This window comes from Pseudomonas sp. GYB4201, assembly GCF_056312595.1.
In genome coordinates this window covers 90,464-112,520 of record NZ_JBWGIG010000006.1, presented here as the reverse complement: position 1 = coordinate 112,520, position 22,057 = coordinate 90,464, and the positions used below count along the sequence as shown (strand labels likewise).

Below are 22,057 nucleotides of genomic sequence, written 5' to 3'. Positions count from 1 at the left end.
ATTTCCCGGTTTGCCCTGACCTTGCCTGTTCGCTTATCTCGGTACTGAGCAAGGGTGTGGGGGGGGGGATCGCGTCAATCGGGGCGCTGTCGAACGCTTTCCGCAACTGACGCAGTTCGGCCAAATTGTCCTTCTGTGTACGTGGTTTTTTGGTCGGTATGACATCCCGCTCGTACCGGTCAAACAGGTGGCTCATCAGGCGAACGATCTTCGGAACTGCCTTCCTATCCAGCTTTGCCCACTGCACCTTCGCCACATCCAGGTCGCTACCCAGCGGCACCTCTTTACGCCTCCCGTCCTCATCCCTCCCGTCGTAGTAATACTCCACCCTGATGTGGCCTAATTATCCCGGACACGCCCAAAGGAGCGGTAATCTACCGCTCAACCAAGAGGTGTTCGATGTCCCGACGAAATTTTTCGACAGAGTTCAGGCATGAGGCAGCGGCCCTTGTTCTTGATAGTGGCTACACCACTCCAGAAGCCTGCAAAGCCATGGACGTGGGCCCGACCGCACTGCGTCGGTGGGTGGAACAACTCCGCCAAGAGCGTTTCGGCATCACCCCCGAAACGGCTTCAGCTATGACTCCTGAACAACAGCAAATCCAGGCGCTGCAGGTAAAAATCCGCAAGCTCGAGCTGGAGAGGGAAATCTTAAAAAAGGCTACCGCTCTCTTGATGAACGATTCCCTCGATCGAAGGCTTTGATCGATGCGTTAAGTGAGCGTTTCTCGGTGACTGATTTGTGTCGTGTTTTTGGGGTAAGCCGCAGCGGTTATTACGAGCATCTCAAGCGCCGCAATTGCCCCGATCCAGACCGGGAACGGCTGAAACGTTGGCCGCAGGGCTGCTCGCCGAAAGTCGAGGCTCAATGGACGCACGGGTATTATCTGCGGCACTCAAGGCCCAGGGCGAGCAGGTGGGGCGTTTTTTGGCCGGACGTTTAATGGCCGAGGCTGATTTGCGGAGCATTCAACGTCGGCCAAACCCTTATCGCCTGGCCACGGTGGAGGCAAAATTTGCACCCAATCTATTGGAGCGCCAGTTCGAAGTGTCGGCGCCCAATCGGGTTTGGTGTGGTGATATCACCTATATCTGGGCGGGGACGCATTGGCTCTATCTGGCGGCTGTCCTCGACCTGTATGCCCGACGGATCGTGGGTTGGGCCATCTCCAAAAGCCCCGATTCGGCATTGGCGTGCAAGGCATTGGAGCTGGCTTATCAGGCCCGCGGAATGCCCGACAAGGTCATGTTCCATTCGGATCAAGGCTGTCAGTACAGCAGTGAGCTATTTCGCGACAAGCTTGAAGGATTCGGGATGAGGCAAAGCATGAGCCGGCGTGTAAACTGCTGGGATAATGCACCGATGGAGCGTTTTTTCAGCAGTCTGAAGTCAGAGTGGATACCCAAGAAAGGCTACCAGGACGAGGCGAAGGCCAGGCCGGATGTGCTTCGATACGTGATCCATCATTACAACCAGGTCCGGCTTCACAGCCATAACGAGTACCGCACGCCGGTCGAGCATGAAAAGCTGGCGGCGTAGCTCCTAAACAAATGTCCGGGATTGGTTGACCAGATCAAACCAAGCCTGGCCATAAATGGCCGCTTTTGGCCCTTCGGGCTTCCATCCTCTATTTTGAGGACAATCGCTTTACTCGTGCAGCAGTTCGCAGTTGCTTTGCGAGGTTGAGCTTACGAGTCGTGACGTATTACCAAGGTCAGGCTGGAAAGGCTGTTAGAACGCCAGGTACGGCCAGGCGCCTTGCCTGTGTAACTTTGAGAAATTAGGGCGAGAGATGGATAGCTTCGATAGAGAAAAGCATTTCACAAAACCACATTTGCAGCATGCCCGCCACCTGCCAGCTCTTGAGGAACTGCAACGCCATATTGAGGAGACCTTGCATGGAGTCAGTTTGAATGGTGTGGGCGATTTCAAAATGCCTACTAAGGTGTGCTGTTACGCCGCAGCGGAGATTGTTGAAGATCTCAACAGGGCGATGCTTCAAAGCCTGAAAATAGGAAGCTACTCTGCTGCGGAGACGTTATCTCGCACGTCGCTTGAGAACTCAATAAATATAATGTTCTTCAATAAGGATGTTACCTCCAATACCCCGAAGTCCCTTTTCTTGAATTACTTTAATACGGCCAAGGAAAGAGCGCGGAAGTGGAACCGTTACGCAGTAAGAAGTAAAGATGCTGAAAGCATTGAAAGGTCTTCTGGCTTTGAGCAGTCGCTGGATTTGATCCGAGGCATGTTTGGCGATCTGGACTCCAAGGGCGTCAAGGGTTGGCCCGATGCCTATAGCCGATTTAGAGATACTGGGTATGAATATGGCTACCATGTACTTTTTGCACCTGCTTCGGATTCCACGCATAGCTTTAGCAATGACCTGTTTAACCGGTTTTTCTCAGAGGCACTTCCTGTTAGCGATGAGGAGAAGAGGGAGCAGTTTGATGGGAATCGAGCTGAGAAAATCTCATTCTCTTTCTATCTGGCGACCAATGCAATTCAGTTCTATTGCGTAGCTGCGTCTCACATTGCAGATCGTGCAAAAGATGATGAAGCCTGTGATAGGTTTCAGATTATTGGGAAGGCTTTGGCAGAGATGTTGATGGAGCATGAGAATCTGACAAAAAGCTGTTTGGAAATGCTGGCCCCTGCCCGGGAAGAGGTTTTTGCGATGAAAAAGGAAGCGCCCAAGGCATCGTAGATCAACCTGCAGTACGTTTATAGTGGTCAACTGATCCCGGACACTGAGTTGAGTTTTTCCTCTGCGACCGCAGGCGGTAGCCCTTCTTTGAATTGATGCGGTCGCCGCCAGTTGTACCGCTCCATCAAAAACCGGCTGATATCTTGCTGTGCCAGCACAGCGCTCATCTAGCCCACCGGCGGTATCCATTCAGTCTTCAGGCTGCGAAATAGCCGCTCCATCGGCGCGTTGTCGTGGCAGTTGCCGCGCCGACTCATGCTCTGCGTGAAGCGGTATCTCCATAGTCTCTGTCGGAAACTCCGGCTGCCGTATTGTAACCGTCCGGGCAACACACCTTCCTGATGCCATCGCTTAAGGCGATGGTGTCCACCTAAATTTAAGTGGACACCATTTTTAGCCTTTTAAAGCGGGCGCCCATGCCACAAGAACGCCGTTCCTATTCCAAGTCCTTTAAGGCTCAGGTCATCGCCGAGTGTGCGCAAGCTGACACCTCGATTGCCAATATCGCCTTGACCCACAACCTCAATGCCAACCTCGTCCATAAATGGATTCGGGTGCATGGGCAGAAAAACCTGGCACTGCAAACTGCTTTTATTCCCGTCAAGGCATTGTCTTCGACAGCGGCCCCTCAAGTTCTTCCGGCCACGATTCGAATCGAAGTGCCTCATTCAAAAGGCGTAGTCGTGGTGAGCTGGCCGGGGGAAAATGCAGCGGCATGTTTCGCTTTCCTGCGAGACCTGCTGCGATGATCCGCATCGACACCATCTGGCTCGCCATCGAGCCCATGGACATGCGCGCTGGCACTGAAACTGCGCTGGCGCGAGTTGTCGCGGTGTTCGGTGCGGCGAAGCCGCACTGTGCTTATCTGTTCGCCAACCGCCGCGCCAATCGTATGAAAGTGCTGGTGCATGACGGTGTGGGGATTTGGTTGGCTGCCCGGCGCTTGAATCAAGGTCGTTTCTTTTGGCCAGGCGTGCGGCACGGTTCTGAAGTCGAGTTGGATGCAGAGTAACTTCAAGCCTTAGTGCTCGGTTTACCTTGGCAACGCGTCGGTTCCGGAGGCGCCATCACGGTGCTCTAAATCGTCTGCAATGGGGCGCTTGTCAGCGCAATTAGCCCATCAGTCTATCGCCGCCACTAGTCCTCTCTGGCAGAATTGGCGGCATGACTTCGCATCCGAATCTCGATCAATTAAACCCTGAAGAGCTGCGTGCCTTGGCGGCGCAGTTGATCCAGCGCGTCGAGACGATGGACAAGCAAATCAATCACCACAAGTCGGTCAACGAGAAGCTGGCCCACGAGATTGCGCTCCTCAAACGCTTCAAGTTTACCAAGCGCAGCGAGCAACTAAGTCCGGATCAAGCCAGTTTGCTCGACGACTTGATCGACACCGATATCGCCGCTATTGAAGCTGAGCTTGAAGCACTGCAACCGGCACCCGTTGACGGCAAAGTACGCCAGCAACCCAAGCGCGCTGCGCTGCCAGCGCAGTTCCCTCGCACGCTGATCCATCACGAACCAGAAAACAGCCACTGCCAATGCGGCTGCGCCCTCAAGCGTATCGGTGAAGATTCCAGCGAAAAGCTCGACTACACACCGGGCGTCTTCAGTGTCGAGCGCCACATCCGTGGGAAATGGGCCTGCGAGCAGTGCGAAACGCTGATCCAGGCGCCGGTACCGGCGCATGTCATCGACAAAGGCATACCGACAGCGGGCCTGCTGGCCCACGTCATGGTGGCCAAGTTTGCCGACCATCTGCCGCTGTACCGGCAGGAGAAAATCTTCGGCCGCGCCGGACTGCCTATTGCTCGCTCCACCTTGGCGCAGTGGGTGGGCAACTGCGGCGTGCAATTACAACCGCTGGTGGACGCGCTGCGCGAAGCCGTGCTGACGCATGGTGTCGTCCACGCCGACGAGACCCCGGTACAAATGCTGACTCCTGGCGCGAAGAAAACCCATCGCGCTTACGTCTGGGCCTATGCCACTAGCCCGTTCTCCGATCTGGTGGCGGTCGTTTACGACTTCAGCCCGAGCCGCGCTGGTGAACATGCCCGGAACTTCCTGGGCAACTGGAACGGTAAGCTGGTATGCGATGACTTCGCTGGCTACAAGGCAGGATTTGAGCTGGGCGTTACGGAGATCGGCTGCATGGCCCATGCACGGCGCAAGTTCTTCGACTTGCACGCGACCAACAAGAGCCAGATCGCCGAAAAAGCACTGCACTACATCGCGGCCTTGTACAAAGTTGAGCGAGAGGTTCGCGAACTGGAACCCGGCGACCGACAGCGAATACGGCGAGAGAAAGCAGCGCCGATCATCGACGCCCTTCATACCTGGATGATCGCCCAGAGGCAGCTTGTGCCGGAGGGATCGGCCATCGCCAAAGCCTTGGATTACAGCCTCAAACGCTGGATAGCGCTCACGCGCTATCTCGATGATGGTGCTGTGCCCATCGATAACAACTGGTGCGAAAATCAAATCCGGCCGTGGGCACTTGGGCGCTCAAACTGGCTGTTTGCAGGTTCTTTACGCAGCGGCAAACGCGCGGCGGCGATCATGAGTCTGATCCAGTCGGCGCGGCTCAACGGGCATGATCCGTATGCGTACTTAAAAGATGTCCTCCATCGCCTGCCGACGCAGCGTGCGAGTGAGATTACCGAGCTGTTGCCGCACAGGTGGGTGCCAGTTTGATCACTCAAACCTGTTCGGCAGACACCCCTTTAAACAAACGACGCTGTTTAGGCATTGGCCAAGGCAAGCCTCAGTAGATATGAAAACTTAGAGATTGCTACGTTGATCTCGTCTTGGGTGTCGCTATCCCACTCCTCGACTGACTCCAACTCTAGTTTTAGCGACTCTATTCGCCCTTTGATGTCGGCAACTTCTTCGCTCTGGCATCGTTTGGCGATTGCCTCCCACCTTGCCTGTGGGATGCTTTCCTGGATTGAGAGTCCTGCCCTAGCTTCAGCAATTAGCGCCGTTAGTTGGCTCATTGGGTATTTATCCTTACAAAGCAACGTATCCGTTATGCCTAATCGCTGTGCACGTCCGCCGTCTACACCTCACGATCCTAGCCAATAAAGGCGACGCCGTCCGCATATTTGAGGACACTTTCACCTAAAGCTTCAGGAAAGGTGTAATGCCCGGACGGTTACGCCGTATTGGCTGCCTTGGTCGCTGTGAAACAGCATATTCTGAGGCCGGCCACGCTGCTCATAGGCCATATCCAATGCCTTGATCATCAGGCCGGAGAAAGCCCAACCTACAACACGGCGGGCACAAAGGTCGATGACAGCCGCCAGATAGTGCCATTGGCCTTCAGCCCAGACGTACGTAATGTCACCGCACCAGACCTTGTTCGGGGATGCCACGCTGAACCCGCGATCAAGCACGTTCGGGATATCAGGCCGCTCCACGGTAGCCTTTTTTGTAGGCATGGGAGCCCGGCTGTTTGCTGATCAAGTTCAGATCGCGCATCAACCCACGTACCTTGAATCGCCCGATCTGCATGCCGTTCTCTTTCATCATCAGCATGATGCTCCGGCTGCCCGCAGCGCTTCGGCTTTGCGTAAACAACTCGTTCACGCGACTACGCAAGACTACTCGTTCGGCATCCGGATACCGACGTTTCCGGCAGTACGCGTAGTAGCAAGATCGGGTGACATCAAATACCGAGCACAACAGATCAACAGGCTCGTGAGCCCGCAGTTGATCGATTAATGCGAACGCTCGTGTTCCTCGGCCATCAAGAGCGCGGTGGCCTTTTTTAAGATCGATTTTTCCCGTTCTAGCCGATTGATACGGGCTTTGAGTTCCTGGATTTTTTGCTGCTCTGGCGTCAGAGCCTTGCTGGTGGGAGTAACACCGCCACGTTCTTGCTGAAGCTGGCTCACCCATCGACGATGCGCCGATTCGACCAAACCGAGCGAACGGGCGGCTTCGATATGGCTGTAGCCTTGGTCGAGCACCAGGCACGCAGCCTCGCGCTTGAACTCAGGGGTAAAGGTACGACGTTGCTTGGTCATCAGACACCTCTCTATGGCGAGCATTCTCGCCTAAATGGATGTCCGGTTTCATTAGACCACTACAGAGCGGAGCCTTACAGGATTCAGATCATATAGAAACCGGCGTATCAGCTCTGCTGTGAGAATCGATCAATGATCTTGAAGATAACCTCCATGAGCTTCTCCCGGCCCTGTGGTGACGTCATGAGCTTGGGGTTCGAAAGCTTCGTCAATTCTCTATCGGTTGGCCTGAGACCAGACTTCACCGCAGAGTTTTTCGTTCCTATGAGGCGTTCACTGATCCCTTTCGCCGCTCCTCCGCTGGCACCTACAGGTATGACGAATGCCCCCGCCTTCACTGCAAGTTCAAACTCTTCCAAAACACCACCAGCCTCGACCAGTACGTTGTTTTCAAGCTTAGCGCCTCCTAGAAAAATGACGATCCCTGCTTGCCTAGCTAGTTCAGAGCGGAGCGCAGACCATTGGGCCCTATTGGGCGGGTTGCCGGCGAGGGGTTGAGGGAAGGGGCGAGCAATCAATCGACGCTCCATGTTCCATTCTCCGACATCGCGTAGCGCCGCCAAGAAGCCTGACAAGGAAGCAGATCCAACCAGCAAGCCTGCCCCAGTCACCAGGTCGCGCCCCGTTTCCCCTATCTTGCTTCCGAGTGACTCGGCCAGCGCATGCATATCGACGTTGTGTGACCCACCGTGCTCAAGAGGCCAGCTGCCACTCACCCAGATTCGTCTAGCGGCCACCTGCTCTTCTACTTTTCGAAGCAGCTGAGGTATCTCCTGGTAGCTGTCTACTTCGACCGCGATCAGCCCATAGCGCTTCAGATCAGCTGCCCACAGCTTATGCTGGCTCAACCTCGCTTTGTATTCTGCAGCGCTACCAAATTCTTTTCGTTGAGGTGGCTTCACTATCGCGAAGTGCTCGGGAGGCTCATCCAGAAAACTTTCCCTGATCAGCGAAAGGACATGCCTGACGTTGGGATCGGTGAAACTGATACCGATGAAAAGCATAGACATGCTTGTCAGATGGGCTTCGAAAAGAGGTAGGTACGCACGACGTGTTTTCCGGAATAGCTCGTAGTGGTCTGTAGAAATCACGATGTCGTCTGTCCGCTCAACCGACCCATGCATTTTGTACAGACGTGTCGCGCCAGGCAGAGGCTTTTGCGATAATCCCTTTGCTGACGACACTGGATCAATTGGGCGATTAATCTCACGAAATGCCCGCTCCACCAGCAGATCGTAATTAGTCGTCCAGATATGCTTGACGGGCAGTTGGGCGATCACGCGTACTGCTTCCGGGATTTCCTTCTCGGGAAGTATCTCCTTTCGGATAATGTCCCTGACCCGATTTTCTCCGTGTGCACCAATAGCCCACTGAGCAAGCGCTGCCAGATCGTGGACATCCTTCGAACTCACTCCGAGCTGTGTTCCGATGTCCCGAAGCAGGGTCGACCAGCCTGGGTAACCTGCGGCCATTGACACACCTGCTCCCACGAAAATGGCGCCGTTTCCTTCATGAAGGGATTTGGGAAACTCGCTCAAAAAACGTGCCTTGGGTGATTGGGTCATGCGATCAAATCCCTGTGACTTGTGCGGTATGGTAGCCGACGGAAAGGGGCCCTAGCCCCGGCATGCCTTTCGGACCTTGATCGCGTTCTCAATCCATGACTCGATGTTTTGCTGGATTGATGCGTACACGGCTTTGCTGTCAGACCCTGGCGGTGTGATGAGCTTGACCTGGGATGACAGTTTTTGCTGGCCCAGATTGATCACGCTGAAAGGGTCTACTCCCAGTAACGAGGGGCTCTGTTTTTCGTCAAGCAATGAATGTATCCGGATGCCCAGAACCCCTTTGCCTGCGTTCCAGCCTTTGATGATCTCCTGTCTGACCCATGGCCGTTGTGAGGTCTGAGAACCGACCAGTACAACCACGCAGGTCTTGTCCTGCATGTTCTCATCGATCCAGCGCTCAACAGCTGCGTTGCCTTTTCGCTTCACCTCTTCCCAAGCATTCGGGGTGTACAGCTTTTGCCCGTGTAATGCCCCCATGTTTCGCACTTGTTGAGTGCGCCAACAATCGTTATCAAAGTGGAAACTGAAGAAAACGTTTCTAGCCATGGTGCACTCCTCCTGGATATTTTCAATATGCCGCAGCAGTATTGGCTACCTGTCTTTATAGGTGGCCTGACGAGCTTTCTCGAATTCTTTCGTGAGGTTTGTCGTCTTGTATAGGTTGTCCAATGCAGCCAAGCCCCGACTCGAGAGCTCGGTATACCAGTGCTTTAGACTGCTGCCACTTACCTTGGGCAAGTGCTTGTTGAATGCTTTGTAGGCCATCGTCATGTCAGCACGAGCAATTGTCTTGATGCGGCGCTCCTGAATGCTATCGAGAGTGATCGCCGACTCATTCGATACCCGTGGCGGGATGCGCTGCTCAGCGAACTGGCTGAACTGGAGCTCCGAGTAAATCCAGGGGGAGAAGGTGCGATCAAAGCTCTCATAGTTTTTCAGTGGGGCGGAGTTGCTGGTGTTCAAAAATATAAAGGTTTCGGTGCGGTCGATCATCGCTTGAAGGGCGCCTACCAGCATCATGTGCACGTTCACGGATACCTGGGTAGCCTTCGTGTAGTTATAATGAGTGATACCGTTAGCTAGTTCAGGTTCGGAGTACTGCTGATTTAGGTCGTTTACCAGATTCTGGAAGTATCCCCATACACACGAATCGACGAAGACGTTCAATCCCTTTTTTTGAAGCAGAACAGCCAGCCTAATAGCATCGTCCTCATCAGCGTGCGAGTGGGAAAGGAAAATATGTGCATTGTCCTGCGAGGGGAAAAGGTGCTGGGCTATTTTTTCCGCATCAATAACATCCTTTCCCTTCACCTGTCCAACAAGGTAAGTCGACAAATCTCGGTACTGCCCCTTCGCCTGACTCTTGAACTCAGAGACCTCTGAGTCGAGCACTGTGCCCAAGGGAAGGTATTCGTTGATCTCGAAGCCTAGATACATGAGCTATGTCCTTGCTCGATGGTCGTGAATGATCGTGTGGGTCGTCAGCGGTTTTGGGATCGGCTCCTCTCCGTTCGGTTCGCCTAACGCTTGGCTGTCGAATGGAATGGTCTTAGCAGGCCTCTCACTCTCGAGCCCGCACGGGCTGAACAGATACAGTGAACACTGGCATGATGATATTACAGGTCCGGAGCATTTGCGTCACGCAGCAGCACCCCGCCAGACGTCCGCAACATCGCATCAGCAACATGCGGCAAGAGGGGCGAGCAAGCGTCAGATGGGCGACCTTAGCATCGCATCGGTGTATTACCGTCTACACGCCAGAACAGGTTCAAGCCTGGACGCAGGTGCCGCTGACGGACCGGTACCGTGCAAGAGTGGAGCGCCGGTACCACATTGCATGGTGGGGCAAAGTGGCGGTTGCTACGAAGCTGATTGATTTCCAGTCCCGGGAGCTGGGCGCGTTCTTTGTGCTGCCCGCGTGCATGGGGCAGGGCATTGGCAAGGCCATGATCCAGCACCTGGATCAACTGGCGCTTGCGGCCGGACTTGCTGAAATTCATCTGGACGCGACCCCGAATGCCACTGCGTTCTATCATCGGTGTGGTTACCCCGGGGAGGTTGGCGGTATCTGTATTCGCCCTCGGGGCTTGAACTGGCATGCACGCCCATGCATAAGCGTTTGGACGGCTGAGGTGTCTCTGGCGGGGGGGGGGGGGCGAAACTTGATCGCTTTCGACTCATTGCAGCCTCAGAGGCTCCGCAAAGGTCGGCCAATTGCTGTCCGTCGATAGCCATCTTTGGGAGTCTGTCGTGCCGCCTACATCATCAAACAGCGAGTTGTTGATATTGTAACGAAGAAAATGAGCCTCAGATACGACGTGTCAATAGTGATAGCAGAAACCTATGAGGCTAGCTATCCTCAAGCGGCTAGCGTTTTTTAGGATCTCGTTGCGAGGTCTCATCAGTCGGGTGACGCGGTCAACATAAAGGATTGGTAAGTTGCAAATAAGAAAATTCCATCTCCCTACAGAACGGCGCGATCAAGTTGTTCTCCCTTACTCAAGCTCAAAGAAAAACAGAGTAACTATTTTGCTCGGTGCCAATGGCACGAGAAAAAGCACGATATTGCGGGGATTGCTTGACGATGCCCTAAAAGAGCATGAATTTTTAAATGGTATGAAATACCACTCTATCGGCACAGAGTTTTCCAGCAATCCTTCTATTATTATCGCGCTGTCTGCAATTCCTAATGATAGATTTCCGACAAAAAAACGACAAGGCAATACTCGACCTGACGGGCGGTATTCAGCTGAAATCTACGAGTATATAGGTCCGCGTCACAATCAAAATTTAGTCAGCAGAAATCAGAGCGTGCAAGCGTTGGTCTCAGCTGCATTAAGCCGAGATGGCGTATCGGATAATCTAAAAAACTTCATTGCAAAGATATCTGAAAAAACGGGAATCTCTACGCGTTTCGAACTATTTATAGAGTCGCAGCCTGGCTCGTCGGGTGACGACAGCCGTTTTACCAAACCAGCCACGCTAATGTTGGATATAGATAAGCGCAAGGCGATAATGTCGCAGTTCAAGGCCAGTCGTGGCGAGCCCGTAGTTTTTGATCTGTTATCCGACGATATCTGCCTTACTTATCATCGAGAATTAGTAAGCGAAGCGTTGCGCTATAATCTGATAGCTCTGAGGCGTCCGTCATTCAACGGCCGCACCCCTGAAGACTTCAGCGCTGGCCAATGGGGATTGTTTTCTACATTTGTTAGCTTAGCTTTACGTGCGAGAGATAACATGCTTGTACTTATCGACGAACCGGAAAGCGCCTTGCATCCATCTTGGCAACGTGAGTATATGGGAGACCTGTCTTCTGCGCTGGTGGAATCTAGAGATTGCCATATTGTTGTCGCAACTCACTCCCCTCTCATTGTTAGCAGTATGAGTCCGACTCATACCGACCTTATTATATTACGTAGAGAGGAGTTGAGCGGTGATATCGTGGCAGTGCCGTCTGAGATTCCAGCGGGATGGCAGTCGAATGATATCTTAGAAGATAAGTTTGATCTCAAGAGTACACGGTCTCCTGAATTGGTAGGTGCATTAGACTTGCTTCTAAAGTCAGTATCCGAAGGCGTGAAAAAAAACAAAAGAAAAATAAAGTCTCTGCTTGTGAGGATCGAAGATTTTACCTCTGGCCTACCGGAGGAAGACCCGGTTCTATCGCTACTAATTTCCATAAAGAAAATTATTGGTGTGTCATGACTGGCTTTGAAATTCTTTCGCCTGCACAATGGTCGAAATCAGATGTCGCAGCAATACAAAAGTATTTCAAGGGTAAGCATAAGGAATGGACAAAGGCATCCTTGGCAAATGTTCGTGATAGGCTGCGAAAAAAACTGCTTAAACAACAAAATTATGCATGTGCATATTGCCGCAGGCGAATAAGTATTGATTTGGGTCGTAACGAAATTGACCATATCGTCGCCAAAACAATTGTCGGAATGGAAAGGTTTACTTACGAGCGCATGAATTTAGTTGCTGCTTGCAAGTCATGCAACAAAAATAAAACCGATGATCCCGTGTTAAGTGTGACTCTTACGCCCAATTGCCCTTACCCGGTAGGTGCAGATGATTTCAACTGGATTCATCCTTATCTGCACCGCTACAGCGAACACCTCTTAATTCGAGAAGGATATATATTCGAGGCAATCGGTGATGAAAAGCAGAAGGCCAGGGCATTCGCGGTTATCGAATCTTGTCAGCTCGCAAGGCTGAAAACCTTGGAAAGAAGGCGAGCTTATGAAGAGGCTTGCGGTTCCATTAATACTAATTTTGCAATCCTGACGCTTATTAGTAACTTTGCACACTACGACAATGAGCAACTTGCGAAAATAATTCGTCGCGCTCGCCCTGAGTTTAAAGGGCGAACCTGGAAGGAGGTCGAAAAGGTGGTCATTTCCGTTAGAAATGGTTCGTCGGAGTCTTACCTAAAATCGATGAGAGCGATAGGTCTCTAAAGCTTTGTATTGCCGTACCAGATTCCTCATAGTCGCCTCCCGATCACGACGCCACCACATCCATCTGTAGCCGCCGGGACATAGTCAAAAAGGACAACCTTTTTCTCCTGAGTGCGGGTGGTTCGAAATGGAGTGGGGGGGGCAACGGACGCCCATGACGAAATCATTAGAGGAGGAAGTGTAGTGGTCTAATGAAACCGGACACCCATTTAGGCGAGAATGCTCGCCATAGAGAGGTGTCTGATGACCAAGCAACGTCGTACCTTTACCCCTGAGTTCAAGCGCGAGGCTGCGTGCCTGGTGCTCGACCAAAGCTACAGCCATATCGAAGCCGCCCGTTCGCTCGGATTGGTCGAATCGGCGCTTCGTCGATGGGTGAGCCAGCTTCAGCAAGAACGTGGCGGTGTTACTCCCACCAGCAAGGCTCTGACGCCAGAGCAGCAAAAAATCCAGGAACTCGAAGCCCGTATCAATCGGCTAGAACGGGAAAAATCGATCTTAAAAAAGGCCACCGCGCTCTTGATGGCCGAGGAACACGAGCGTTCGCGTTAATCGATCAACTGCGGGCTAAGAGCCTGTTGAGCTGTTGTGCTCGGTATTTGATGTCACCCGATCTTGCTACTACGCGTACTGCCGGAAACGTCGGTATCCGGATGCCGAACGAGTAGTCTTGCGTAGTCGCGTGAACGAGTTGTTTACGCAAAGCCGAAGCGCTGCGGGCAGCCGGAGCATCATGCTGATGATGAAAGAGGACGGCATGCAGATCGGGCGATTCCAAGTACGTGGGTTGATGCGCGATCTGAACTTGATCAGCAAACAGCCGGGCTCCCATGCCTACAAAAAGGCTACCGTGGAGCGGCCTGATATCCCGAACGTGCTTGATCGCGGGTTCAGCGTGGCATCCCCGAACAAAGTCTGGTGCGGTGACATTACGTACGTCTGGGCTGAAGGCCAATGGCACTATCTGGCGGCTGTCATCGACCTTTGTGCCCGCCGTGTTGTAGGTTGGGCTTTCTCCGGCCTGGTGATCAAGGCATTGGATATGGCCTATGAGCAGCGTGGCCGGCCTCAGAATGTGCTGTTTCACAGCGACCAGGGCAGCCAATACGGCAGCCGGAGTTTCCGACAGAGACTTTGGAGATACCGCTTCACGCAGAGCGTGAGTCGGCGCGGCAACTGCCACGGCAACGCGCCGGTGGAGCGGCTATTTCGCAGCCTGAAGACTGAATGGATACCGACGGTGGGCTACATGAGCGCTGTGCTGGCACAGCAAGATATCAATCGGTTTTTGATGGAGCGGTACAACTGGCGGCGACTGCATCAATTCAACGAAGGGCTACCGCCTGCGGTCGCAGAGGAAAAACTCAATTCAGTGTCCGGGATCAGTTGACCACTACACTTCTGACGGAGGCTGACTTGCCGTTTCGGATCGCACGAGAAGGCAGACCCTGTCCCTGAAGAAGAGACAGGGGCGGCACATTTCACGCTTATCGAACCTTGCACACCAGCTTGGTCGGGTCTGAGAAATCACAATCCTTGTGATCAATGACGAATCCCATTTCTACACCGGTGATGCTAATCGTGTGCTCGTTAGGTCGTGCTGCGTCTTTCACGCCCCACATGAAAACCCCCGCTGTAATTAGTATTCCCGCCAAGGTGACGAAACCCAAGGCCTTGCCTTTAAGAGTCATGCCAGCGGCACCCGCGATTATCGCCATCACGGCCGATGCAAGGGACACAGCTAGGGCAGTGTTACTGACGCTAAACCGAAGGGAAATCACCAACCCTCCAGCCAACGCCGCACACAGAAACGCTACGATCCAGCCCCAATGACGCTCCCCCCACATTTCGAATTTGCTTTTTGCTTTGATGCTTTGCGCCGTGAAATTCTTCAACTCTCTGTCTCCAACATAATCGATAAATCAAGCAAAATGCTCGGGCTAGAGCCTCCGCGCCCCAGTGTGTTAACGGCAGGGGGGAAATATCTTTGAGACATTTTCTGCGCTGATCGATTTAAAGCGGAGCCAGTGAACCCCGCAACGTGAAGCGCCAGACACGCGTAGGGTAGGGAGGCCCTCACCTGTGCCGAGACCTCTCAGCTGCTGTACCAAGGGCAGAAGTGATGGGGATGGTGTCGATATAACCCTGCTAACAGGTTTGATTTTCAGAGTTAAAGAGGACATTGATGAAAGCTACACTCAAAACCCATTTGCAGTCGTGGGTGGGCCGGCTCGAAGCGCAGCAGGATACGGGACGTGACCGTCATTCGGATTTCGACCCCTATTCGGATTACGACTATTTCTTGGAGTACAAGGTGCTGGGGATAGCGACGTTCCTGAAGCAGGTAGCCTACCAAGAAGACGATCTCGAGCTGCTGGCATTCGCGTCAAAAGCCGAGATGCAAGTCGAGAGCATGATTAGCGCTAATGAAGCAGCAGAGGAGGAGGCTGACCGCGAGCATGATGAGCAACAGCAGGCCTACTATGAGCAAGATGAGCGCATCAGGAAGGCGTGTGCCTACCATTTCTACACTGTCCCCGCATTTTCGGTTGATACGTCGAAATACGACGTGATGGTTCAGGATGCGGCAGCTAGATTTACTGACCCCTACAAGCTTTCTAGCTTGAGAAGGTATCTGGAGAGCGACCAGGTGCTTAGCAGAATCTACGAGAAGGTGAAGTCCCGTCTAAGGCGCACGTTTGATCGAGTGGGGGGCTCTCCAACCCTAGAAGAGATAGCACAGGCCTTCGATGCTGAACTGTTGAATATCTATCGGCTGGCGGATGCCCACGTCGGCCGCACGATTGCTCAGTACGCCCCCTAAATGCCACCCGGGCGCATTGGTTGATTGAGTGACGTGCGCCTTGTGGTGGGCTTGGCGGGGGGCTCTGGCCACCGCCAAGCGCCAATCAGCGACCGAGTGGCACAGCATTCACAAGATGTGCGCGCCTTGGGCGACGAGCAGTCTTAGATTCTGGTTTTCATCGTTCATTTAAGGTCTTGTCCAGCATCCCCCCCCCCCCCGATACGATCGTCCTCGGCTCTCCGCCGAAGCCCTGGTCGGCTTGAAAAGAGAATGTCCCCTCCGCCTCAATATTCTGCTATCGGCATCCGGATTTCCCGGTTATTCGCTAACGACAAAACGCCCAGCACAGCGACACATTCCGGAATTTTCAGATGACAGACTTCGTCAAGGCAGCTGCATTTGCAGCCAAACCTTCTCTCTCCGCGAAAGGCATCAAAGTCCAGCACGGTATCGCGCTGGAAGTCGTCGCTGTGTTTCTCGGCTACAAAATCTACGCCGCGCTTGCGGTTGAAGAGTGTAGGGAGGATCTGAAGCATCATCTGGCTGATGCTGAGGTTATCGTTCTCGATTACCAAGGCGGCGTATCCCGGCTGGCTGAGCTCGAGGTACTGCAGGTCTTCATTGTTCAGGATTTTATCGATGCTATCGCCAGCTGTCGCGATGGTGTGTTTTCAGATCTGCCCGAGTTTCTCGATGGTTACGTTCAACAAGAGCTCCGGGATGTGATTCTTTCGGATGAGGGTGTCATCGCTGCGGCAGGATCTGAGCCATTTTCGGTCGAGCTGGAGGAGGGAAGATCGTTCAGCGAGCCGCTTTGGGGTGCTTCTGATACCTGGGAAGTATCTGGTTTTGGCACAGTCCATGGAATGGTTGATCGTGCTGATTCCGACGATGAGGATCTTGAGCCGGCGGACTCTATCCGTTGTTTTGGCTGGGTCAAGTTTTCTAAGGCGGGGCGTGCTGGCCTCAAGTTCCAGCGGAGCGGCGGGGAGTCTCTCTAGAGGAGAGAGCCACCGACGGCCCGAGCCGTTACAAGGTTGGTTTACCAGGCTCGGGTCACGAATGGTTGAGACGGTACGGGATGGGCATGTGGCCTCCGACGTCTCAAACCAATCTCAAGCCACCGGGTGTGTCGACGTCGGCGGCTGCATCCTTTTCTCGCCTCGCTTCATCCATGCGCATCAGCAAATTCACCGCTCCTTGGCGGGTGATTACTCCACAGATTTGTAGAGTCGTGATTTGGCTTTCAAGTATCCCTTGGAATCGGTGGTACATCGCATCCGCAGCGTCCAGTTTCAGCCAGTTCGCAAGATTTCGTTCGAAACGTTCAATTTCACTCGCTCGTAAAGGGTGTGGCGGTTTTTTTGCTGCCATGCATGTGATCCTACTAATTAAGGGCAGTACCCATGGGGAGATGACTTGCCTCAACGGCTACTGCTCGCGCTCTCGTTTCGCTCTGGTAGATGCGACGCTCGAGCTTCGTACTGTTAGAGAAATGCCCTTTCAACCCAAGACGTCATGCTGAGCCCTGCGGTGCCCTCTACGAATAATTCCTGACTGCTAATCGCAAAGCGTGCTGGGTTGATATGCACGACCTTTGCGCCATTCGCTAAAGCTGCGAATGGCAATTCTGCAGCAGGATAAACGATACCGGATGTGCCTATCGATATGAACATGTCGCAGTCTTTTACGGCAGTGATTGCATGCGCCCATGCGTCATCCGGAAGCATTTCGCCGAACCATACGACACCTGGTCTCACATACCCGTTACACCTGGTGCATCGTGGTGGTTCGATGCGAATTCCTGCTTCTGGTACTGGCTCAGAAGGGAGAGGGGTCTCGTGTGCGGCACTGCAGTCGATGCATCGAGGCGAGTGCAGACTTCCATGGAGATGAGCCACTGCGGAACTTCCTGCTCGCTCGTGGAGGTCGTCTATATTCTGAGTGAAGACCGTCAATTTGGGCACGTAGTTGGCGAGTTGTGCGATTGCATAGTGTCCCCCGTTAGGTTGGGCCTGGATGACTTTGCGTCTACGCCATTCGTACCATCCCCAGCAAAGGCTTGGATCTGAACGGAACGCTTCGGCTGTCGCGAGCTTCGATGCATCAAGGTTTTTTCCCAAAGGCCAGTCAGTGCATCTCTGAATGTCGGAATACCACTTTCTGCTGATGCACCGGCGCCGGTGAAAACCACGACGTGTTTGGCTACCCGAAGGTGCTCTGCAATTGTGGCAATGGGCATGGCTGCTTTCCTCAATTTTCTTTTTCCGAGGCCTGGTTTTCTTGCGAGGGCGTCTTACGTTGTCTGGACATTGGACTTGCCGCTCTGCGGACGGCTGTCGTAAACCGAGCCACTCCATGTCTCAGCCCGATGTGCTACGGCCGGTGGCCTGCGCGCGCCGCTTGCTGCTTCATGTGCTGGACAGAGTGACGCCTGTTCAGCACTCGATGAAGTGATCCGCTTGGTCAATGTACATTTCGATGTTCTCGAAGAGCCAGGTCTGGTTAGAATTTTCCCCTCGGCCGCTCGTTCTGCGGACACGGGCTTTCCACTGCCCGAAGAAGATGTATTCATGCTGGCGTTTGAGCAGGGAGGCGAGGGCGGACTGTTTTAAAATCACCTGAGGCACGGGCTTGCGGACGATGCCGTCCTTGTCGGGCTCAACGTAGGGAGAGGTGAGCTCTGCCACGTGATATGGGAAGCGCTCGCTAGGTGGACGAATGTCTTGAACATACCCGGCAATAGCCAATGGAATTGTCCGGGTGCCTGTACCGTAGTAGCGAGTGAAGTCGCAAAGGTTGCTGTGATCGAAGTAGAATTTACTCCAAGGGATGGTGGTTTCCTTGGATTTCAGCGTAACGAGGTTTTTGAGCTCGTCATTGTCTTCACACAATGCCCTCAGCTCGAGTATCTGACCCAGGGTTTTCAGATAGTTCGAAAGGCGACCCTTGTTTCCAAAGCTTTTGTTCTGCGATTCAGGGGATCCCCAGCCTCCCCCCGAGCATCCACTTCTTCGTCATCAAGCTCCCATAGGGCTTTGATCAGTATGTGAAGACGAAACTCAAATTTCGACGCCGAGATGGCCGAAAACAGATCTGAAGACGATCCTTTTGCGATGATGCTGAGCTGTCCCCCAAGATTGTATTTGCAGTTAGCATCGTGGTTGAGCCGCTTCTTCAGCCTGAAACAAGGAGCCACCTCAATCGTCTTGGTGGCGTATCGTCTATCATGTCGCTTGACGAAAGATAGCCGCGCTTCACACCCGTTGGATGGGCAAGATAATTGTCCTACAGGGTTCCCCTCGTATTGCAGTGCACTGACTTTTGCTCCAAGAGCGTTCCTAGCCTCAGGGATTTTGCTTCCCATTCATTCCTCCTTGGTCTACAGCTCAGGGCATGGACTGCATGTTGCAGCACTCGCCAATCGTAGCCTTAAACCTGATCCAGTATGTCGCCACCAGTTGCGTAGTTAGCTCACCAACGCTGATCCAGTAGCATGCGACGAGTGTCTTAAGGTTCGTCTAGTGAGGCTGCGGCACGGTGATGTATTGGTCGTCGCCCACCGAGTAATCCTGCAGCGTTGACGTTCCTACCCTTTCCTTGTACCTGTCCAAATAGGGGCTCTGCATTTTGGCGAGGAATCGCACCAAGTACGTGCCAGGCGATTTCAGGCGGAATATGTAGCTGATGTCGTAGGTTTCTCCCGCTCCGATATCAATAAAGTTACCCACTTGCCTCAGGACGCCTTCAAAGCGGGTGTTGCCCATGGGTACCTCTCCGATGAACTGAGGCATGCTGTCCATGAAGACGATACCGCTGACTGACAGAGCCCCGTTATCCAAAATTACCCGCTGTGCATCAGTACCCTGATTTGAAAGCTCCACTCTCACCTGCACAATCGAACCAACATTACCCTGTGGTTCGCCCACCGTCGCGGTCACCTTCGATCTCACGTGTGGCGCGAGGTTTGTTTTCTGTTCCAATTCCCGCAGCGTGTAGGCGGAAATCTGTTGTTCCTGTTTCACGTACAAGGTGTTGAAAGCAATCCAAACACCTCCAATCAGCACCGCCAAGATCGAAACACAGTTGAGTGCGATCTGGGAGATGAGTTGTTTTCTGGCAAGCCCCTCGTGCTTGTCGGAGGTCGGCTTATTCGTAGGTGTATCAGTCATCAGCTAAAAGCTCCCAATAAAAAATAGCCAGGCAAACTGCAATCGAGCGAGTCGAAAATGGAGGGCCGCATAGGGAATCCCTAACCAGGCTATCGACCCGACTGAGCAGGACTTCAGATTTATATTGATGATTTCTAAGGCTTTTAGATATGCGACTCGGTGGGGGTACGACTTTAGATGGATCACCAACCAGTGTCGCCTTCAAGACGATATTGATAGGGGCAGTTTAAAGGCCCCGTTGCCTGCCTTTATCACGGAAGAGGTCCGCCTATTGGCGTTCAGGGCCTACGATTTGGTGCCGATGGTTGGCTACCGTAGCGGGCGGATTTTTCACGTCGTTTGGATTGATCGGGCGTTTAAGCTGTATAAGCACTAATGTCCTATCTTAGTGGTGTGCTTCATTGATGCGGAGTCGACTCAAATTTGCGTAAGTAAATGACCCCGGCCAGCTTCCGTCTGTCTCTCCGCATCCACGCTCAGGGAATTCTCACCCCGAGAGCGTTCAGTGTTGGCGTATCCATTTTCCCATGCACGGTAAGCCCCGAATCTGATTGGAAGGCCATGAGCGCCCCCCGGGTAGCTTTGCCCATCACACCGTCTGGACGACCTTGGTAATACTGACGAACCATCAGCGCAGTCTGCACCCTCATGACCAGCGTGTTCTTCTCTGCTTCGGTTGGGCGGGCAGCGGCAGTGGAAGTAGCCCCGCCTCCGGTTGATGTCCCATAAAGGGAATTGCTTGAGGAGGAACTCGTCGACCTGGTAGCGCTGTATATCGACGTACCCGAGGTGTTCGGCGTGGTCGCCACAGGGGGGCTGTAATAGCGTGGCGTGCTGTAGCCGCTTGATCCGCTGTAGTGAGAGCTATGGGAACTGTGCGAGCTATGGGAGCTATGCGATCGGTGAGCGGCATACATGTTGACCACGTCGAGCGCGTTCAAGGTATTGGCGAACACGGGTGGTAAAGCATTGTCCCTGGGTGCCCAGTTCATGTCAGCGAGGGGCAATTGGTTTGCGTCGGCCATGGCCGCGCCGGCAATCGGTAGCAGGCTTACGCCTCCGATCAATAGCTTCCAGCGATCAAGCAGTTTCATTGGGCGCTCCCTGCGTAGGCTGCGAAAGCCTGCGTCGTCAGTTTTTGTATTCCACGGCTTTGCCAGCGGGTGGTGTGAGATTTGAAGAAGCCAGAACAGTGTTCAGCGGCGGCGCAGTCTTTACAGTCGTCGATGAACAGATTTTTCCAGTCCGAGATGCTCTGCCGGGCAAACCGCGCGAGATGTGGGGGGACTAGGCAGAGCGGAAGGTTGTAGATCGACACCGGAAGGCCTCGGTTACTCAGGAAGTAAACGGCTTGGGTTAAGTGCTCCTGGTAATCCAGCGGGTCTATCCAGAGCTCGTCGTAATGCTTGCGAGCAAGTCCGGTGCTCTCAATCCCCATCAACGCAACGTGTTGTACAAACGACAAATTGCGGAAAATGTAGTGGGCCAGCTCGGGGAGGCGCGGCGTCGTCAATTGGTTGAGCACGACCCGGATCTCGATGACCTGTTTTGCGCGCGCCAAGTTGTACAGCCCCTGCAAGGTTTCGCTAAAGGCGCCAGGTGCTTGCACGACGTGGTCGTGATCTATGGGATTGTCCGCATAGAGGGGAATTCCCCAGCTGAGCTGTGGATGATCAACCTGAGTCAGCGCCTCAATCCAGCTGGGGTCTTTGAAAGTTCGGCCGTTGCTCAATACGTGGATCGACTTGTGAGGGAGCACGTCTTTGCATTTACGCAAAATGGCCAACAGTCCTTCCCGGTAAAGGGTTGGCTCACCGCCGCTGATGCCGATGTTCTCCTCCTGCGGATCCATCAGATCAATCACGCGTAGGTTTTCCTCGATGTGCCAGCGGTCATCGATGTCCTTGGGCGGTTGAGAACACATCAGGCACAGGCTGTTGCAGCGGTCGGTCATGAACAACAGGTTGCTGTCGGAGCCCCTCCGATAGAGCACTCGAACTACCGGGCTTCCGGGCGTTAACGCAATCACATCACCTGGCTGGACGACCCCCTCGTCCTTCGGGCCGTGGAGGGCCAACACCCCAATAGCCACCGGTAGCTCAGTACTAGTTGGGGTGATGAAACCACCGAGGGGTAGTTCAAGCAGGTTGGCTTGGAGCGCGGGCTCTGCAACCCATAGCATCAGATCCTCGAAGCCAACTTGGCCTGCACAGGCAGCAGTGCCTTTCTCAATGAACTCTTCAAGGCTGACGACTTTCAGTAGCCGAGGTTCGACCAACCCCTGAATTTCAAAGTGAGTGTCTTTACGCAACAAA

At 53.5% G+C, this 22,057-nt stretch carries 20 protein-coding genes and 5 pseudogenes; 11 read left to right on the top strand and 14 right to left on the bottom strand.

The genetic code is table 11. From position 1 onward, the window contains the following. Window positions 1–399: 399 nt before the first annotated feature. Window positions 400–1,540, top strand: a pseudogene (locus AC0Z2B_RS07700) (IS3 family transposase). 253 nt (window positions 1,541–1,793) lie between these two features. Continuing rightward, complete coding sequence (locus AC0Z2B_RS07695; protein WP_476295815.1) at window positions 1,794–2,708, top strand: DUF5677 domain-containing protein; 915 nt, start codon at window positions 1,794–1,796, stop codon at window positions 2,706–2,708. A 26-nt stretch (window positions 2,709–2,734) separates the two neighbouring features. On the opposite strand, the pseudogene AC0Z2B_RS07690 reads toward AC0Z2B_RS07695, so the two are convergent. Continuing rightward, window positions 2,735–3,022: pseudogene (locus AC0Z2B_RS07690) on the bottom strand (integrase core domain-containing protein); the annotation flags it as partial. Between the two features lie 102 nt (window positions 3,023–3,124). Here AC0Z2B_RS07690 and tnpA point away from each other — a divergent pair. The 3 genes from tnpA to tnpC all read left to right on the top strand — a co-directional run bounded on the left by tnpA (window position 3,125) and on the right by tnpC (window position 5,399). Beyond that, window positions 3,125–3,457, top strand: a complete 333-nt coding sequence (tnpA, locus tag AC0Z2B_RS07685; protein WP_476295814.1) for an IS66-like element accessory protein TnpA — start codon at window positions 3,125–3,127, stop codon at window positions 3,455–3,457. Further along, a complete protein-coding gene (tnpB, locus tag AC0Z2B_RS07680) occupies window positions 3,454–3,720 on the top strand; it encodes an IS66 family insertion sequence element accessory protein TnpB (protein WP_476295813.1) in 267 nt (88 codons plus the stop codon). Before tnpA ends, tnpB begins: the two co-directional genes overlap by 4 nt. Before the next feature lie 152 nt (window positions 3,721–3,872). Continuing rightward, window positions 3,873–5,399 (top strand): IS66 family transposase, encoded by a 1,527-nt coding sequence (gene tnpC, locus AC0Z2B_RS07675; protein WP_476295812.1) that lies wholly within the window; start codon window positions 3,873–3,875, stop codon window positions 5,397–5,399. A gap of 47 nt (window positions 5,400–5,446) precedes the next feature. Here tnpC and AC0Z2B_RS07670 read toward each other — a convergent pair whose 3' ends face one another. From AC0Z2B_RS07670 to AC0Z2B_RS07650, 5 genes and pseudogenes are all read right to left on the bottom strand, one after another. Further along, complete coding sequence (locus tag AC0Z2B_RS07670) at window positions 5,447–5,701, bottom strand: hypothetical protein (RefSeq protein ID WP_476295811.1); 255 nt, start codon at window positions 5,699–5,701, stop codon at window positions 5,447–5,449. Between the two features lie 162 nt (window positions 5,702–5,863). Next, window positions 5,864–6,733 (bottom strand): annotated as a pseudogene (locus AC0Z2B_RS07665) (IS3 family transposase); the annotation flags it as partial. Between the two features lie 107 nt (window positions 6,734–6,840). Then, window positions 6,841–8,298, bottom strand: a complete 1,458-nt coding sequence (locus AC0Z2B_RS07660; RefSeq protein ID WP_476295810.1) for an SIR2 family protein — start codon at window positions 8,296–8,298, stop codon at window positions 6,841–6,843. A 51-nt stretch (window positions 8,299–8,349) separates the two neighbouring features. After that, on the bottom strand, window positions 8,350–8,847 hold the full coding sequence (locus tag AC0Z2B_RS07655) for a TIR domain-containing protein (protein WP_476295809.1): 498 nt from the start codon (window positions 8,845–8,847) through the stop codon (window positions 8,350–8,352). Window positions 8,848–8,892: 45 nt separating this feature from the next. After that, window positions 8,893–9,738: a hypothetical protein gene (locus AC0Z2B_RS07650; protein ID WP_476295808.1), complete on the bottom strand. Its 846-nt coding sequence runs from the start codon at window positions 9,736–9,738 to the stop codon at window positions 8,893–8,895. A gap of 170 nt (window positions 9,739–9,908) precedes the next feature. Between AC0Z2B_RS07650 and AC0Z2B_RS07645 the strand changes: the two genes are divergently transcribed. The 4 genes and pseudogenes from AC0Z2B_RS07645 (at window position 9,909) to AC0Z2B_RS07630 (ending at window position 14,154) form a co-directional block, all read left to right on the top strand. Further along, the gene (locus AC0Z2B_RS07645; protein WP_476295807.1) at window positions 9,909–10,532 is read left to right on the top strand and encodes a GNAT family N-acetyltransferase; all 624 of its coding nucleotides are present in this window, start codon (window positions 9,909–9,911) and stop codon (window positions 10,530–10,532) included. Between the two features lie 208 nt (window positions 10,533–10,740). Then, window positions 10,741–12,009 (top strand): AAA family ATPase, encoded by a 1,269-nt coding sequence (locus AC0Z2B_RS07640; protein WP_476295806.1) that lies wholly within the window; start codon window positions 10,741–10,743, stop codon window positions 12,007–12,009. Next, the gene (locus AC0Z2B_RS07635) at window positions 12,006–12,764 is read left to right on the top strand and encodes an HNH endonuclease (protein WP_476295805.1); all 759 of its coding nucleotides are present in this window, start codon (window positions 12,006–12,008) and stop codon (window positions 12,762–12,764) included. Before AC0Z2B_RS07640 ends, AC0Z2B_RS07635 begins: the two co-directional genes overlap by 4 nt. A gap of 243 nt (window positions 12,765–13,007) precedes the next feature. After that, window positions 13,008–14,154 (top strand): annotated as a pseudogene (locus tag AC0Z2B_RS07630) (IS3 family transposase). 97 nt (window positions 14,155–14,251) lie between these two features. Here AC0Z2B_RS07630 and AC0Z2B_RS07625 read toward each other — a convergent pair. Next, entirely contained in the window at window positions 14,252–14,659 is a 408-nt protein-coding gene (locus tag AC0Z2B_RS07625; protein ID WP_476295804.1) for a hypothetical protein, read from the bottom strand. A gap of 290 nt (window positions 14,660–14,949) precedes the next feature. On the opposite strand from AC0Z2B_RS07625, the gene AC0Z2B_RS07620 reads away from it, so the two are divergent. Together AC0Z2B_RS07620 and AC0Z2B_RS07615 are read left to right on the top strand one after the other, a co-directional pair. After that, entirely contained in the window at window positions 14,950–15,588 is a 639-nt protein-coding gene (locus AC0Z2B_RS07620; RefSeq protein WP_476295803.1) for a hypothetical protein, read from the top strand. 353 nt (window positions 15,589–15,941) lie between these two features. Beyond that, a complete protein-coding gene (locus AC0Z2B_RS07615; RefSeq protein WP_476295802.1) occupies window positions 15,942–16,571 on the top strand; it encodes a hypothetical protein in 630 nt (209 codons plus the stop codon). Window positions 16,572–16,674: 103 nt separating this feature from the next. Here AC0Z2B_RS07615 and AC0Z2B_RS07610 read toward each other — a convergent pair whose 3' ends face one another. From AC0Z2B_RS07610 to hxsC, 7 genes and pseudogenes are all read right to left on the bottom strand, one after another. Continuing rightward, window positions 16,675–16,944 carry a hypothetical protein gene (locus AC0Z2B_RS07610; protein ID WP_476295801.1) on the bottom strand — a complete coding sequence of 90 codons (270 nt, stop codon included), beginning with the start codon at window positions 16,942–16,944 and terminating at the stop codon, window positions 16,675–16,677. A gap of 113 nt (window positions 16,945–17,057) precedes the next feature. Continuing rightward, window positions 17,058–17,812: pseudogene (locus tag AC0Z2B_RS07605) on the bottom strand (SIR2 family NAD-dependent protein deacylase). 196 nt (window positions 17,813–18,008) lie between these two features. Next, window positions 18,009–18,464 carry a hypothetical protein gene (locus AC0Z2B_RS07600; protein WP_476295800.1) on the bottom strand — a complete coding sequence of 152 codons (456 nt, stop codon included), beginning with the start codon at window positions 18,462–18,464 and terminating at the stop codon, window positions 18,009–18,011. A gap of 32 nt (window positions 18,465–18,496) precedes the next feature. After that, entirely contained in the window at window positions 18,497–18,937 is a 441-nt protein-coding gene (locus AC0Z2B_RS07595) for a hypothetical protein (RefSeq protein ID WP_476295799.1), read from the bottom strand. 154 nt (window positions 18,938–19,091) lie between these two features. Continuing rightward, window positions 19,092–19,742 (bottom strand): hypothetical protein, encoded by a 651-nt coding sequence (locus tag AC0Z2B_RS07590; protein ID WP_476295798.1) that lies wholly within the window; start codon window positions 19,740–19,742, stop codon window positions 19,092–19,094. 476 nt (window positions 19,743–20,218) lie between these two features. Further along, a complete protein-coding gene (gene hxsA, locus AC0Z2B_RS07585; RefSeq protein WP_476295797.1) occupies window positions 20,219–20,836 on the bottom strand; it encodes a His-Xaa-Ser repeat protein HxsA in 618 nt (205 codons plus the stop codon). Next, window positions 20,833–22,056 carry a His-Xaa-Ser system radical SAM maturase HxsC gene (hxsC, locus tag AC0Z2B_RS07580; RefSeq protein ID WP_476295796.1) on the bottom strand — a complete coding sequence of 408 codons (1,224 nt, stop codon included), beginning with the start codon at window positions 22,054–22,056 and terminating at the stop codon, window positions 20,833–20,835. Before hxsC ends, hxsA begins: the two co-directional genes overlap by 4 nt. Window position 22,057: the final 1 nt, after the last annotated feature.